12 protein-coding genes are annotated in these 15,166 nt (G+C 61.3%); 9 read left to right on the top strand and 3 right to left on the bottom strand.

The window, feature by feature from the left end; genetic code table 11:
• Positions 1–52 precede the first annotated feature (52 nt).
• Genes ACP15O_RS12535 through ACP15O_RS12525 form a run of 3 tightly spaced genes read left to right on the top strand, consistent with a single transcriptional unit; the run spans position 53 to position 1,534 of the window.
• Positions 53–709: an alpha/beta hydrolase gene (locus ACP15O_RS12535; protein ID WP_425096443.1), complete on the top strand. Its 657-nt coding sequence runs from the start codon at positions 53–55 to the stop codon at positions 707–709.
• Positions 710–716: 7 nt separating this feature from the next.
• Complete coding sequence (locus ACP15O_RS12530; RefSeq protein ID WP_425096442.1) at positions 717–956, top strand: hypothetical protein; 240 nt, start codon at positions 717–719, stop codon at positions 954–956.
• Positions 953–1,534: an HD domain-containing protein gene (locus ACP15O_RS12525; protein WP_425096441.1), complete on the top strand. Its 582-nt coding sequence runs from the start codon at positions 953–955 to the stop codon at positions 1,532–1,534. The genes ACP15O_RS12530 and ACP15O_RS12525 overlap by 4 nt, the downstream gene beginning before the upstream one ends.
• Before the next feature lie 54 nt (positions 1,535–1,588).
• Here the strand turns inward: ACP15O_RS12525 and mfd are convergent, their stop codons facing one another.
• Both mfd and ACP15O_RS12515 read right to left on the bottom strand, forming a co-directional pair.
• Positions 1,589–5,047, bottom strand: coding sequence for a transcription-repair coupling factor (mfd, locus tag ACP15O_RS12520; protein WP_425096440.1), 3,459 nt, complete (start codon positions 5,045–5,047; stop codon positions 1,589–1,591).
• Complete coding sequence (locus ACP15O_RS12515; protein ID WP_425096439.1) at positions 5,007–5,612, bottom strand: component of SufBCD complex; 606 nt, start codon at positions 5,610–5,612, stop codon at positions 5,007–5,009. Before ACP15O_RS12515 ends, mfd begins: the two co-directional genes overlap by 41 nt.
• A gap of 112 nt (positions 5,613–5,724) precedes the next feature.
• Between ACP15O_RS12515 and hemB the strand changes: the two genes are divergently transcribed.
• The 6 genes from hemB to gyrA all read left to right on the top strand — a co-directional run bounded on the left by hemB (position 5,725) and on the right by gyrA (position 13,477).
• Entirely contained in the window at positions 5,725–6,729 is a 1,005-nt protein-coding gene (gene hemB / locus ACP15O_RS12510; RefSeq protein ID WP_425096438.1) for a porphobilinogen synthase, read from the top strand.
• Positions 6,730–6,905: 176 nt separating this feature from the next.
• Entirely contained in the window at positions 6,906–7,466 is a 561-nt protein-coding gene (locus ACP15O_RS12505; protein ID WP_425096437.1) for a lipid-binding SYLF domain-containing protein, read from the top strand.
• Positions 7,467–7,719: 253 nt separating this feature from the next.
• Entirely contained in the window at positions 7,720–8,976 is a 1,257-nt protein-coding gene (locus ACP15O_RS12500; RefSeq protein ID WP_425096436.1) for a calcium-binding protein, read from the top strand.
• A 227-nt stretch (positions 8,977–9,203) separates the two neighbouring features.
• Entirely contained in the window at positions 9,204–9,434 is a 231-nt protein-coding gene (locus ACP15O_RS12495; RefSeq protein ID WP_425096435.1) for a hypothetical protein, read from the top strand.
• A complete protein-coding gene (locus ACP15O_RS12490) occupies positions 9,403–10,584 on the top strand; it encodes a calcium-binding protein (RefSeq protein WP_425096434.1) in 1,182 nt (393 codons plus the stop codon). Before ACP15O_RS12495 ends, ACP15O_RS12490 begins: the two co-directional genes overlap by 32 nt.
• 151 nt (positions 10,585–10,735) lie before the next feature.
• On the top strand, positions 10,736–13,477 hold the full coding sequence (gene gyrA / locus ACP15O_RS12485; protein WP_425096433.1) for a DNA gyrase subunit A: 2,742 nt from the start codon (positions 10,736–10,738) through the stop codon (positions 13,475–13,477).
• 213 nt (positions 13,478–13,690) lie between these two features.
• Here the strand turns inward: gyrA and ACP15O_RS12480 are convergent, their stop codons facing one another.
• The gene (locus ACP15O_RS12480; RefSeq protein ID WP_425096432.1) at positions 13,691–15,166 is read right to left on the bottom strand and encodes a carboxypeptidase M32; all 1,476 of its coding nucleotides are present in this window, start codon (positions 15,164–15,166) and stop codon (positions 13,691–13,693) included.

The raw sequence follows: 15,166 nt of genomic DNA, 5'->3' as shown, positions 1-15,166 counted from the left end.
TTGACCAAATTCGTCAAGAATGAAGCACCCACTTAGGAGAGACGCAAGACATATGCCCGAGGTTATTTTTCCCGGTCCCGAAGGACGGCTGGAAGGTCGCTATCACCCGCAAAAAGACCGTGACGCCCCGATCGCCATTGTCCTGCATCCGCATCCTCAGTTCGGCGGTACGATGAACAATAAGGTGGTGTATAACCTGCACTACGCTTTTTATAACATGGGCTTTACGGTTCTGCGGTTTAATTTCCGTGGCGTGGGGCGCAGCCAGGGCGAATATGATCAGGGCGTGGGCGAGCTGTCGGATGCGGCCTCGGCGCTGGATTACCTGCAATCCATGAACAGCAATTCGAAACATTGCTGGGTCGCGGGGTTCAGCTTTGGCGCGTGGATCGGAATGCAGCTGCTGATGCGCCGCCCCGAGATCACCGGCTTTGTGTCCGTCTCGCCGCCTGCGAACATGTATGACTTCTCGTTTCTGGCGCCCTGCCCCAGCTCGGGGCTGATCATCAACGGCACCGCTGACCGCGTGGCCCCGCCGGCCGACACCGTGTCGCTGGTCAGCAAGCTGCACGAGCAAAAAGGCATCACCATCACCCACGAGGAAATCGAGGGCGCCGGCCATTTCTTTGAAAAGGACGAGCAGATGGATCACATGATCGGTAACGTGACCTCTTATGTGAAACGTCGTCTGACCGAAACCACGCGCTGAGGACACCATGGGAGTCACCGAGGATCTGGCCGACGCATTGGCCCGCGACGCGATCGAAGCGGCCGAGAAGCTGGGCGATGAGTTGCTGATCGACCAGATCGCCAAATCCCTTGGGGACAGCTCGACCACAACGCAAGAGGCCTTTCTGACCGCTGTGCGCGTGCGGATGGCGGAAAAGCGCGCGCGCAAGCTGCTGGATGCCAGAATCGACGCGGCCCTCAAAGCGCAAGGCGCAGCCAACCCATGACGGCGCGTCTGGATGCGCAAATGGCCTTCTTAACCGAGGCCTGCAAGCTGAAATCCGTGGATCGCGCCACCCTGCTGTGCGATGGCTCGCGGCGCGAAAATTCGGGCGAGCACAGCTGGCACCTGGCGCTTTATGCGCTGACGCTGGCCGAACATGCGCCGCAGGGCGTGGATATCAACCGGGTGATCCGGATGTTGCTGCTGCATGATCTGGTCGAGATCGACGCCGGCGACGCGCCGATTTTCGGCACCCATGATCCGGCCGCGACCGAGGCAGACGAGCAGGCCGCCGCCGCGCGGATTTTCGGGCTGTTGCCGGGGGATCAGGGGGGTGAACTGCTGGCGCTATGGCAGGAGTTCGAGGCCAACCAGACGCCGGACGCGACATTTGCCAAGTCTCTGGACAGATTCCAGCCGCCCAATCAGAACCTGGCCTCGGGCGGGGGGAGCTGGGTGGAATATAACGTGGATTTCGACACGGTGGCCAGCAAGGTTGGCGCCAAAGTCGCCCATGGCGCACCGGGATTGTGGGACTGGATCGCGCCGAAAATCCGCGCTTTCTTTGACGCGAGGGGATAAGGGGCGCTGCCCCCGGCCTGCGGCCTCCCCCGGAGTATTTTCATCAAAAAGAAGCTATTTTGATGTTTTGCGTTTCTGCTTGGCGATGACTTTTTCGGCCAGGTCGCGGGCGATGGCGAAGGCGCCTTTGATTTTATCGCTGTCTTTTTGCCAGTCGCGGCGCACGACGATTTTATTGTCTTTGACCTTGGCCAGGCCGTTTTGCGCCTGGATGTATTCGACAAGGCCCTGAGGGGAGGCGAATTTGTCGTTGTGGAACTGGATCGTTGCGCCTTTGGGACCGCCGTCGAGTTTGGCGATACCGGCGCGTTTGCACATGGCCTTGATCCGGACCACCAGCAGCAGGGTGTTGACCTCTTTGGGGAGTTTGCCGAAACGGTCAATCAGTTCGGCGGCGAAACCTTCGAGTTCGACCTTGCCCTGGAGGCTGCTGAGGCGGCGATACAGCCCAAGGCGCACGTCTAGATCGGGCACATAGCTGTCGGGGATCAGCACCGGCACGCCCAGGTTGATTTGCGGGGCCCATTGATCGTTATCCTCGGTCAGGCCTTCCATTTCGCCGGCTTTGATCTTGGCAATCGCCTCTTCCAGCATCTGCTGGTAAAGCTCATAGCCGACATCGCGCATCTGGCCGGACTGTTCCTCGCCCAGCAGGTTGCCGGCGCCGCGGATGTCCAGATCCTGGCTGGCCAGGGTAAAGCCCGCCCCCAGCGTATCGAGCGAGCCCAGAACGCGCAGGCGTTTTTCGGCGGCCGGCGTCAGCGGCGCGCGGGGTTTCGTGGTCAGATAGGCATAGGCGCGGGTTTTGGAGCGCCCCACCCGCCCGCGGATTTGGTACAGCTGCGAGAGGCCGAACATATCCGCGCGGTGGACGATCATCGTATTGGCCGTGGGGATGTCCAGCCCGGATTCGACAATCGTGGTGGCCAGCAGCACATCGTATTTGCCGTCATAGAAGGCGTTCATGCGCTCATCCAGATCGCCCGCCGCCATCTGGCCGTGGGCGGTGATGAATGAGACCTCGGGGACGTGATCGCGCAAGAAAGCCTCGATTTCCGGCAGATCGCTGATGCGCGGCACCACATAAAAGGACTGCCCGCCACGATAATGTTCGCGCAAAAGGGCCTCGCGCAGGGTGACGGCATCGAATTCGCTGACATAGGTGCGGATGGCCAGGCGATCCACGGGGGGCGTGCCGATGATCGACAGATCGCGCACCCCGGACAGGGACAGTTGCAAGGTGCGCGGGATCGGCGTGGCGGTCAGCGTCAGCACATGGATGTCCGAGCGCATCTGTTTCAGGCGCTCTTTGTGGCCGACGCCGAAATGCTGCTCCTCGTCGATGATCAGCAGGCCAAGGTTTTTGAAGCGGATGTTTTTCGCCAGCAGCGCATGGGTGCCCACGACAATATCCACCGTGCCATCGGCCAGGCCGGCGCGGGTGCGCGTTGCATCCGATGCTTTAACAAAGCGCGACAAGGCACTGACTTGCAATGGAAAACCTCGGAATCTTTCAGCGAAGCTTTTGAAATGTTGGCGCGCCAGAAGCGTCGTGGGCGCAATCACCGCCACCTGCACGCCCGACATTGCCGCCACAAAGGCCGCGCGCATCGCGACCTCGGTTTTGCCAAAGCCCACATCGCCGCAGACCAGCCGATCCATCGGGCGGCCCGAGTCCAGATCGGCCATCACATCCTCGATCGCCTTCAGCTGATCCTCGGTTTCCTGATAGGGGAAGCGCGCGGCGAAGCTTTCCCAGGCGTGGTGCTCGGCCTCCAGCGCGGGGGCGGTGCGCAATTCGCGTTCGGCGGCAACGCGGATCAGCCGGTCGGCCATCTCGCGAATGCGCTCTTTCAGCTTGGCCTTTTTCGCCTGCCAGGCACCGCCGCCCAGACGGTCCAGCAGGCCTTCGTCATGGCCGTATTTCGACAGCAGCTCGATGTTTTCAACCGGCAGGTAAAGCTTTGCAGCGTCAGCATATTCCAGCAGCAGGCATTCATGAGCGGCCCCGGCGGCGCTGACCACCTCGAGCCCCTGATAACGGCCGATCCCATGATCCACATGCACCACCAGATCGCCGGGGGACAGCGATTGCGTTTCGGTCAGGAAATTCTCAGCCCGGCGTTTGCGCGCGGTTTTGCGCACCAGCCGGTCGCCCAGCACATCCTGTTCGGAAATCACCGTCAGGCCGGGGGATTCGAACCCGTGTTCCAGCGGCCAGATCGCCAGATGCAGCCCGTGTTTGCCCACGCCGCGCAGGTCCGAAACCGGGACGGCACCGATCAGGCCCTCGTCCTCCAGCAGCCCGTCCAGACGTTCGCGCGCGCCCTCGGAATAGGACGCGACAACCACCGGACCAGCGGTCATTTTCACTTTAACATGATCCGATAGTGCGCTGAAAAGGTTTACATTCTCCTGCTGTCTTTCGAGGGAGAAATTGCGCCCGATCCGCCCACCGGCATCCACCACATTCGGCCCCGAGGCCTGCGCCAGCGGATGGAATTGCACGACGCGGCGATCCGTGACCGCGGCCTCCCAGGCGGTGTCATCCAGATAAAGCCCCTCGGGCGGGACGGGTTTATAGACGGTGTCCAGCCGCCCTTTTTGCGCCATTGCGATCTTGCGGGTCTCATATTGGTCAACGATGCCCTCCCAACGGCTTAGCCGTTGCGGCGTGACCTGATCGTCCAGCGTGACCGGCGCATCCGGCAGATAGTCAAACAGCACTTCCAGACGGTCATGGAAAAACGGCAGCCAATGCTCGATTCCCTGATGCTTGCGGCCTGCGCTGACGGCCTCGTACAGGGGATCGTCCGTGCCCGCCGCGCCAAATTCGATACGATAGTTCTGCCGGAACCGCAAAATCGCCGGATCGTCCAGAATGACTTCGGATACCGGGGCCAGCTCGATCATCTCCAGCTTTTCGACCGTGCGCTGACTGACCGGATCGAACCGGCGCGCGCCATCCAGCGTGTCGCCGAACAGATCCAGACGGACAGGGCCGGATTCGCCTGGAGGAAAGATATCGATAATGCCGCCGCGAATGGCATAATCGCCCGGCTCCATCACTGTGGGCGCTTGGCTAAAACCCATACGAACCAAGAAGTTACGAAGCGCTTTTTCATCAACGCGTGAACCGACGCGCGCGGTAAAGGCGGCCTCTTTCAGCACCTCGCGCGCGGGGACGCGCTGCATCGCGGCGCTGACCGTCGTCAGCAAGATGAACTGCCCCGGCATCCCATGCACCAGCCCCGCCAGCGTGGCCATTCGCGCGGCCGAAATATCCGCATGAGGGCTGACCCGATCATAGGGCAGGCAGTCCCATCCGGGGAACCTGATCACCGGCATATCGGGCGCAAAGAAGCGCAAGGCGGCCTCGGTGGCCGCCAGTCTTTTGTCATCGCGGGCGATGTGGATCACCGGGCCCTGGGCTTTTTCCACCTCGGCCAGGATCAGCCGGGCGTCATAGCCTTCAGGAGCGCCCCCGATCATGATCATTGGGTTCTTCGACATGAGTATTTTGCCCCAAGTGCCAGAAATTATTCGGAAGATTGACGGTCAGGTTCTGATAAACGCCCCAGATCGTGGTGACGAAAATCGCCACCATACCCAGCACCTGCACCCAGATCCGGTGCCGGGTCAGACGTTTGCGCAGATCGGCGCCGGTTTCGGCCTCGTCGCGGATACGGCGGGCGGTGTTCAGGCTCATGATGCCGACAATGGACAGCGGAAACAACAGACAGAACACCGCCTGCGCCAGCTGCACATCATAGACAAAGCCCAGCAGGATCAGCATCGTGAACAGGAAACAGGCCAGCCCCAGAATCCACAGCCCCGACACACCCGAGATATACAGCAGCCGGTTCACATTCACCCGCACCATATCCTCCAGGTCCTGCTGCGCCTGGCTGCCTTCGCCTTTTGTTTCAGCGCGGGCGGCGCGGATCACCATGTCAAAGGGCACGCCCAGCACCCAGTGGCTGGTGGTTGACCACATGACCGCCAATGCAATCCAGAACCACAGGTTCGAGAAGGACCGCATATCGATCATTTCATTCAGAAGTTCGTACCAGTTCACCTGACTGCCTCGCCGTTTTGGCTTGATTACCCGGCCTGCGCGGCAATTCCTACCCTTGAGTGACGGGAAATTCCATGCAACGGATGCACGGCACTCAGGAAGGAAACGCAAGATGCCCCACAACGCCCAGGCCCCTTTTCCCACCACGCGCTTTCGCCGGCCCCGTCAATCGGCGCAAATCCGGGCTCTTGTGCAGGAAAATACGCTAAGCGTGGGCGATCTGATCTGGCCCATTTTCGTCCGCGAGGGCGAGGGCATTGTGGAGCCTGTTGCCTCGATGCCCGGCGTGAACCGGCTGTCGGTGGACAAAATCATCGAGGCCGCCCGCCAGGCCGCCGATCTGGGCATTCCGGCGATCTGCCTGTTTCCCTATACCGATCCGTCGCTGAAAACCGCCTGCTGCTCGGAAGCGTGGAACCCCGATAACCTGTCCAACCGCGCCAGCCGCGCCATCAAGGAGGCGGGTATCGAGATTGCCATCATGTCCGATGTGGCGCTGGATCCGTATAACGCGAACGGCCATGACGGGCTGGTCGAGGACGGCAGGATCCTGAATGACGAAACCGTCGAGGCGCTGGTCAAACAGGCCGTGGAACAGGCGCGCAACGGCGTGGACATCATCGGCCCCTCGGACATGATGGACGGCCGGATCGGCGCCATTCGCGCGGCGCTGGAATCCGAGGGCTTCAAAGACACGATGATCCTGTCCTATGCCGCCAAATACGCCAGCGCCTTTTACGGGCCGTTCCGCGATGCCGTTGGGGCCTCGGGGGCGCTGAAGGGCGATAAGACCACCTATCAGATGGACCCCGCCAATTCCGACGAGGCCCTGCGGATGATCGAGCGCGACCTGTCCGAGGGCGCCGATATGGTGATGGTCAAACCCGGAATGCCCTATCTGGACATTTGCCGCCGGGTCAAGGACGCCTTTGCCGTGCCCACCTATGCCTATCAGGTGTCCGGCGAATACGCGATGATACAGGCCGCTGCGCAGAATGGCTGGATCGACGGGCAGCGCGCCATGCTGGAAAGCCTGATGTGTTTCAAACGCGCAGGCTGTGACGGGGTGCTGACCTATTTCGCCCCCGCCGTGGCGCGCCACCTGCAAGAGACCTGATGCAGCTGGGGGTAAGATACTGGGGCGCAAGGCAGCCCAGCCCGCGCGCGCCGAAAACTGCCCACGCCCCACACGAGACGTGACAGCCCCCCTGCCCGGCCCTATACTTGGCCCATGAACCGGCTGCGGATAAGGCCGGTAACACTCTGGAAAACAGACAGACAGGCGACAGTGACATGACAAACCTAACCCGACGCAGCTTTACGCTGGCCGCGCTGGCCGGTGCGGGGATGACCGCCGCATGTGGCAATGGCATCGGCTCTCCGAATGCCTCGACGATTGATGCGCGCGTGAATGCCACGCTGGACTATCTTTATAACAAATACCCCAACACGCAGGACGTGGCCGCCAAATCGGTGGGCCAGCTGGTAATGCCGCTGGTGACCGAGGCGGGCTTTATCGTCGGCGGCGGCTATGGCCGGGGCGCGCTGCGCGTCAATGGCGTGACGGTGGATTACTATTCCTCGGCCAAGGGCAGCTTTGGTTTTCAGGCCGGCGCGCAGCAATATGCGCATGTGCTGTTCTTCATGACGCAGGACGCGCTTGAGGATTTCCGTCGCGGATCGGGCTGGGCCGCAGGGGCGGATATGGAATACGTGTTCTCGGATGTGGCTGAAAATGTCCGAGCCGAAACCACCACCGCCACCGCTCCGGTTCTGGCCGTGGTCTTTGGGCAGGCGGGCCTGCTGGCCGGTGCCAGCCTTGAAGGTCTGAAATACACCCGGATCATTCCCTGATCCGGCACCTTGGGGGAATCGCCTGGAAACCGGCGTCCCCCTTTGCACCGCCCTTTGGCCCTTTGCATCGCTTGTGCGCCCCGCGACCTCAACCAGCACGCGCAATGCGCGCCCCAGCGGTTGTTTTTCAAGGCAAATAGCGCCTGCGACCGGCACTATCCTTGCGTTCCAATCCAATAAATCAATACCTTAGAGGCGTATTAACCCGGACTCCCGTCCGGGGCGTATTCGTAAATCGTAAACGAGACCAGCTATGCCATTGCTCAGCCATGAATTCAGCCCATTGTTTTTCTCTGCGGAATTGCCCAGCACTCTGACCGGGCGCAATGCCTCGTTGCAGACATGGATTACCCTTGTCGGAGACGACACCAACGAGCTGCTGCCCGGCACCGGAGACGCCGATGACCTGTCCGGCGCCGGCGGTGAGGATACGCTTCTGGGCAGCGGCGGGGATGACCTGCTGGATGGCGGCGCGGACAATGACCAGGTCTGGGGCGGCAGCGGCACCGACACTTTGCTTGGCGGCACCGGAGATGACCAGCTGGGCGGCGGCACCGGCGACGACCTGATCTATGGTGACGACACGGCTGCCGGGGCTTCGGACGGGCATGACGTTCTTTTGGGCGGCGCGGGGAATGACACGCTCTATGCGATGGGCGGGCATGACATCCTGTGGGGAGGCGCAGGAAATGACCTGGCCTTCGGCGGCGCGGGCGATGACATGATTGGCGGCGTTGACGGGCATGACACCCTGCTGGGCGAGGCCGGGCTGGATACCTTGATGGGCGGCCAGGGCGCTGACAGCCTGGATGGCGGCGCGGACAATGATCAGGTTTGGGGCGGCAGCGGCCGGGACACTCTGAACGGCGGTGACGGCGATGACATCATCGGTGGCGCGCTTGGCCTGGATACAATTGACGGCGGGCTGGGCAATGACACGATCTTTGCCGGAACCCACGCGGATTTGGTTTTTGGCGGGATGGGTGCTGACGAAATCTGGGCCGGAAGCGGCAATGACATCGTCTATGGCAATTCGGGCAATGACGTGATCAACGGCCATTACGGCGATGACATCATCGAAGGCGGCAACGGCCAGGACACGGTCCGCGGCGAGGCTGGACACGATTGGGGCCTGGGCGGCGCGGGCCATGACTCGGTCGATGGCGGCGAGGGCAACGACACCCTTGAGGGCGGCGCGGGCCGCGACACCATGGTCGGCGGCGAAGGCAATGACGTGCTTTGGGGGAACGACGACGCGGATGTGTTCTTTTTCACAACCAGCGGCGGCCAGGACACGGTCATGGATTTTGACACCACCGAAGGCGACCGGCTGGAGCTGGATGACGATCTGTGGGCGGCCTCGGGGACGCTGACCATTCAACAGGTGATTGACCAGTTCGGCGCGGTCGAGGCCGGTGGCGTGGTGCTGACCTTCGCCTCAGGCGAAACGGTCACCCTGACCGGCTATTTCGATCTGACCGGGCTGATCGACGATATTACCATCGTCTGACCCCCTCGGATTATTGAAACTCAGACCGAACGGCCCCCTGCCGAAGCGCGGGCCATTCGACAGCCCAGCCAGCGGCCATTAGGCCCTGCCAAACCTTATTCGCTTACGCTCGCTTTGCGGGTGGAGTTGGTTGGTTTTTCGTCCTTTTATGGTTTAGAATTGCGCCAGGCAGCCCTGTCTTTGACATTTCGGCTGCCAGTTCATTTTACCGGTAAAAGAGACATGTCATGCAACTCGATAGGTCCTATTTCAAACAGCCGACTTTTCTGTCCAACATCCTAGCCTGGATGAGAGACCCCACTCTTCTTCCTCAAATCCGCATTACAGTCGTCGGGGATGAGGACGACGAAGAGATTTTTGGATTCGTAGGTGACGACAGCCTGACTGGCGCAGGCGGCAGCGACACGATCTGGGGCTGGCGCGGCGATGACATTCTGCGTGGTGGGGGGGGGCGCTGATTTGATAAGCGGCGGTCAAGGCAACGATACGCTTTGGGGCGGCGAGGGAGATGATATAAGCCATGGCGACGACGGAGATGATCTGATTGGCGGGGGCCTCGGTGCGGATCTGATCGATGCCGGAACGGGCGATGATGTGATCTACGGCGGCCGCGGGGATGACACGATCTTCGGAGGAGACGGCAACGATCAGATCAGCGCGGGGTATGGTGCAGACTTGGTTTTGGGCGACGCAGGAAACGACTTGATATTGGGTTGGGACGCGAATGATGCGCTCTTCGGCGGGGAAGGCCAAGACACGCTCCATGGCGGCGCAGATGACGACCTGCTGAATGGCGGCGACGGAGACGACTTGCTGAATGGCGGCGACGGAGACGACACCCTCTATGGAGTAGAGGGCAACGACACATTCTTCGGCGGGGCCGGAAATGACAGAATCTTTTACAGCGATGGAAACCACCTGATCCACTGCGGCGACGGAGACGACAACGTCAGATGGGCTGATGTCTACACGCCTGTTTATGGAAACATCACAATTTTCGGCGGCGATGGGCACGACACCCTCTATGGAGCACACGGTAACGACAGACTCTTCGGTGGCGACGGAAATGACTCCATAGTCGGGCGCGAAGGGGATGATCTGATCTATGGCGGGAATGGGGATGATGATATCTACGCCGCGTGGGGCCACGATTCCATATTTGGCGGCGCTGGAAATGATAGAATATCCGGTGGCCATGGCGGTGCTGGGTTTAACTCTGGTAGCAACTATATCGAGGGCGGCGCCGGGAATGACACAATTGATGGATCGGCCTTTGATGACACGATCATCGGCGGGGCCGGGGATGACGTTCTCTACGGGGCCGATACTGAACTATACGTAGTGGGCGGCAATGATCTGTTTATTTTCGGGGTCGGCGATGGGAATGATACGTTGATGTTCTTCGGTGAACGCTACACTCTGCAGTTGGACGACGCACTGTGGAGCGACCACGGCACACTGACCGCCCAAGAAGTGGTGGATCTGTTTGGAGGCGTTGATAACAACGGGGACCAGTTTCTGAGATTCGATGGCGGTGAATCCATCACATTTGGTCCCTGGGGGATCGGAGAAATTTCTTATCTTGCGGACACCATCACCATCGTCTGACAGAGCTCTGATCGCGTTGAAGGGCCCCGATTTTTCGGGGCCTTTTTGTCTGTGCGTAATCAGATCGCGACAGCCATTGCACCCCATATGATGGCTCTGATATAACCAATGTAACAAAATATAGACGATCCAGACAGAGCGGTAAGATAACGTGAGCAACACGCCTCAACCCCCTGAAAACGAACAAGAAAACGCACCAGAGCGCCCCACATACAGCGGCCCCAGCGTGTCGATCACGGACGAGATGAAATCGTCCTATCTGGATTACGCCATGAGCGTCATCGTCAGCCGGGCCATTCCGGACCTGCGCGACGGTCTGAAACCTGTGCATCGGCGCATCCTCTATGCCATGCACGAAACCGGCAACAGCCACGATAAGGCCTACCGTAAATCGGCCCGTCCGGTCGGCGATGTCATGGGTAAATACCACCCCCACGGCGATAGCGCGATCTATGACGCGCTGGTGCGGATGGCGCAGGATTTCTCGATGTCGCTGCCCTTGCTGGATGGTCAGGGCAACTTCGGCTCGATGGACGGGGATAACCCGGCGGCCATGCGCTACACCGAAGTGCGGATGGACAAACCCGCTGCCTTCCTGCTGAACGACATCGACAAAGATACGGTCGATTTCCAGGACAACTATGACGGCAAGGACCAGGAACCAACAGTTCTGCCCGCACGTTTCCCCAACATGCTGGTCAATGGTGCCGGCGGTATTGCGGTCGGTATGGCCACCAACATCCCGCCGCATAACCTGGGCGAAGTCGTGGATGCCACGCTGGCTCTGATTGACGATCCGGACCTGACCAGCGAACAGCTGATCCAATATGTCCCCGGCCCCGATTTCCCGACGGGTGGCATCATGCTGGGGCGTTCGGGCGCGCGAAAGGCCTATCTCGAAGGGCGCGGCAGCGTCGTGATCCGCTCTAAAACCCGCGTCGAGGAGCTGCGCAAAGACCGCTACGCCATCATCATCGACGAGATCCCCTATCAGGTGAACAAGGCCTCGATGATCGAAAAGATCGCCGAAGCGGTGCGCGAAAAACGCATCGAGGGCATCAGCCACGTTCAGGACGAATCTGATCGCAACGGCGTGCGCGTGGTGATCGAGCTGAAACGCGATGCCACCGCCGAGGTGGTGCTGAACCAGCTGTTCCGCTTTACGCCCATGCAGACTTCGTTCGGGTGCAACATGCTGGCGCTGAATGGCGGGCGGCCCGAGCAGCTGACGCTGCGGCGCTTCCTGACCTCGTTCATCGACTTCCGCGAGGATGTTGTGGCGCGCCGCACCGCCTATCTGCTGCGCAAGGCGCGCGAGAGGGCGCATATCTTGTGTGGTCTGGCCGTCGCCGTCACCAATGTGGACGAAGTGGTTGCGACCATCCGCGCCAGCGCCGACGCCGCCGAGGCGCGCGAAAAGCTGATGACCCGCCGCTGGCCGGCCGAATCCATCGCCGAATACATCCGTCTGATCGACGATCCGACCCATAAGATGAACGACGATGGCACCTATAATCTGTCGGAAACCCAGGCCCGCGCCATTCTGGAGCTGCGCCTGCAACGGCTGACCCAGATCGGCGTGCAGGAAGTCACGGACGAGCTGCAAGAGCTGGCCGGCAAGATTAAGGAATACCTGGAAATCCTGGGCTCGCGCGATCGTATCATGGGCATCATCGCCGATGAGCTGCGCGAAGTGCGCGAACAATTCGCCGTCCCCCGCCGTACTGAGATCGTCGATTGGTCCGGTGACATGATGGATGAGGACCTGATCGAGCGCGAGGACATGGTCGTGACCGTGACCTCGGGCGGCTATATCAAACGCACGCCGCTGGCCGATTTCCGCGCGCAGAAACGCGGCGGCAAGGGCCTGTCGGGGATGCAGACCAAAGAAGAGGACGTGGTGACCACGCTGTTTGTGGCCAACACCCATACGCAACTGCTGTTCTTTACCACCGACGGGATGGTCTACAAGCTGAAGACCTGGCGCCTGCCGCAGGGGGGGCGCACCGCCAAGGGTAAGGCGATCATCAACATCCTGCCCATCCCGCAGGGCGTTTCGATCGCGGCAATCATGCCCGTGGATGTGCCTGAGGACGACTGGGCCGACCTGCAAATCGTCTTTGCCACCTCGGCGGGCGATGTGCGCCGCAACCGTCTGTCGGATTTCACCAACGTCAAATCCAACGGCAAGATCGCGATGAAACTGCCCGAGGATGGCTCGGTCAGCCTGGTCAATGCGCGGATTTGTTCGGAAGATGACGACGTGATGCTGGTCACCAATTCAGGCCGGGCGATCCGATTCCCCACCACGGATGTGCGGGTGTTCGCGGGGCGGAACTCGACCGGGGTGCGCGGGATCAAACTGTCGGGTGGCGATAATGTGGTGTCGATGTCGGTGATCCGTCACTTTGACGCGACCCCGGACGAGCGCGCCGCCTATCTGAAAATGCGCCGCCTGATGGCCGGTGTCACCGAAGAGGCCGAGGGCGACGAGGATGGCGGCAATGCCGACGCCGCCCTGCCACAAGAGCGTTATGCCGAAATGTCGGCCGCAGAGAACCTGATCCTGACGATCACCAGCGCGGGCGCGGGCAAGCTGAGTTCCAGCCACGACTATCCGGTGCGCGGGCGCGGCGGCATGGGCGTGATGGCCATGGACAAGGCAATGCGCGGCGGTGAACTGGTGGCCTCGTTCCCGGTGGAAATGGACGATCAGGTGATGCTGGCAACCTCGAAAGGGCAATCCATCCGGGTGCCTGTCGAGGGGATCTCGTTCCGGTCGCGCTCAGCCGGTGGGGTGAAAGTGTTCAACACCGGCAAGGGCGAAGAGGTTGTCTCGGTCGCGCGGATTGCCGAAAGCGGCGACGAAGACGCGGATGAGGCAGACAGCTGAGACTGATGGCCCCGCTTCGGCGGGGCCTGCTGCTTTGTCGGATGGCCGCGGTTTTCATTTGGACGGGCGCTGAGGGCAAGCCGCGCGGCAGGGGGCCAGCCCCCTGGAGGAAAATCCGGGGGATTTTCCTCGACCCCCGAAGTATTTTTATCAGAATGAAATGCGCAGAGGGGCCGGGCTGACGGTTTTGACAGTGCCGTTTTGACAGTGCCGTTAGAGATTGTAGAGGTCGCTGAATTTCTGTTCCAGATAGGTCAGAAGCGGGGCCTCGGAGGGGGCGGCAGCGCAGGCTTGGGTGATCAGATCGACGGGTTTGTAGAGCCCGCCGTGAGTCTGAAGATTTTGGCGCAGCCAATCGGTCGCGGGGCTGGTATCGCCCTGGGACAGGGCCGCGTCCAGATCTGGGACATCCCGGCGCAGCGCTGCGTTCAGGCAGCCGGCATAGACATTGCCCAGGCTGTAGGTGGGGAAATAGCCGAACAGCCCGACGGACCAGTGCACATCTTGCAGGCAACCGTTCGAGGGCTTATCGACCTCGAACCCGAAATCGGCCTTGAAGCGGTCATTCCAGGCGGTTTCCAGGTCGGAGACGGCCAGGTTTCCAGAGATCAGGGCGCGTTCCAGATCGAACCGCAGCATGACGTGGAGATTATATTGCACCTCGTCGGCCTCGGTGCGGATAAAGCCGTTTTGCAGGCGGTTGACGGCGGCGTAGAAGCTATCCTCATCCGAGATGCCGAAATCGCCGAAGGCATCGCGCATCTGGCCGAACAGCCAGCCGGTGAAGGGGCGCGAGCGGCCCAGTTGATTTTCGTAAATCCGTGATTGCGATTCATGCACGCCCATGGACACCCCCTGCCCCAGCGGCGTCAGCAGATAGGCGCGGTTGATGTTTTGCTCATAGCAGGCGTGGCCGACCTCGTGGATGGTGGAATAGAGGCAGTTGAACGGATCGGTGGGGCTGGTGCGGGTGGTGATCCGCACATCCAACCCCGAGCCCGAGCTGAACGGATGCACGGCCTTATCCACGCGGCCGTGATGGCCGTCATAGCCAAAGGTGCGGGCCAGTTGGCGGGTCAGTTTCATCTGAGTCTGTTCGTCGAAAGTGCCGGTCACGCCTGCGGGGGCGGGTTTGGCCAGGGCGGCCTCGCGCAGGGCGACCAGACGGGGGCGCAGGGCAGAGAACATCTGCTCCAGCTCTGCCGCCTTGGTGTCGGGCTCATAGCCATCCAGCAACGCATCATAGAGATCGCCGCCCTCGGCCAGGGCCTGGGCCTCTTGCTGGCGCAGGGCGACCACTTCGGACAGGACGGGGGCGAAATCGGCGAATGAATCCGCCGCCCGCGCCGCCGCCCATTGGCCTTGGGCGCGGCTGGTCACGCGCGCCAATGTCGCGGCCAGATCGGCGGGCACTTTCATCGCACGATCATAGCTGCGCCGGATGTGCCGCAACTGCGCCTGCCCCACCTCATCCAGATCGGCCGCGTCAATCTGCGACAGCCATTCGCCCACCCGAGGGTCGGTGCGCCGGGCGTGCAGAACGGATTCCATCGCGGCCATTTCCTCGGCCCGCTGATCGGCCGCGCCGCGCGGCATCATCGTTTCCTGATCCCAGCCCAGACGCCCGGCGACCTGTCCCAGGGCCTCGGTCTGGCGGGTGAACCCCATCAAATCGTCATAGGCGGTCAT

The organism is Youngimonas ophiurae (nom. illeg.) (genome assembly GCF_049803795.1).
Classification (GTDB): Bacteria; Pseudomonadota; Alphaproteobacteria; order Rhodobacterales; family Rhodobacteraceae; genus Thalassobius.
The sequence above is the reverse complement of the archived record's forward strand: the minus strand, read 5'-3'. Positions and strand labels throughout refer to the sequence as shown.

Excerpts from the sequence above, each read along its gene's own strand:
- ACP15O_RS12535 (WP_425096443.1), top strand. The coding sequence starts at position 53 with ATGCCCGAGGTTATTTTTCCCGGTCCCGAAGGACGGCTGGAAGGTCGC.
- ACP15O_RS12530 (WP_425096442.1), top strand. The coding sequence starts at position 717 with ATGGGAGTCACCGAGGATCTGGCCGACGCATTGGCCCGCGACGCGATC.
- ACP15O_RS12525 (WP_425096441.1), top strand. The coding sequence starts at position 953 with ATGACGGCGCGTCTGGATGCGCAAATGGCCTTCTTAACCGAGGCCTGC.
- mfd (WP_425096440.1), bottom strand. The coding sequence starts at position 5,047 with ATGTCGAAGAACCCAATGATCATGATCGGGGGCGCTCCTGAAGGCTAT.
- hemB (WP_425096438.1), top strand. The coding sequence starts at position 5,725 with ATGCCCCACAACGCCCAGGCCCCTTTTCCCACCACGCGCTTTCGCCGG.
- ACP15O_RS12505 (WP_425096437.1), top strand. The coding sequence starts at position 6,906 with ATGACAAACCTAACCCGACGCAGCTTTACGCTGGCCGCGCTGGCCGGT.
- ACP15O_RS12500 (WP_425096436.1), top strand. The coding sequence starts at position 7,720 with ATGCCATTGCTCAGCCATGAATTCAGCCCATTGTTTTTCTCTGCGGAA.
- ACP15O_RS12495 (WP_425096435.1), top strand. The coding sequence starts at position 9,204 with ATGCAACTCGATAGGTCCTATTTCAAACAGCCGACTTTTCTGTCCAAC.
- ACP15O_RS12490 (WP_425096434.1), top strand. The coding sequence starts at position 9,403 with ATGACATTCTGCGTGGTGGGGGGGGGCGCTGATTTGATAAGCGGCGGT.
- ACP15O_RS12480 (WP_425096432.1), bottom strand. The coding sequence starts at position 15,166 with ATGACCGCCTATGACGATTTGATGGGGTTCACCCGCCAGACCGAGGCC.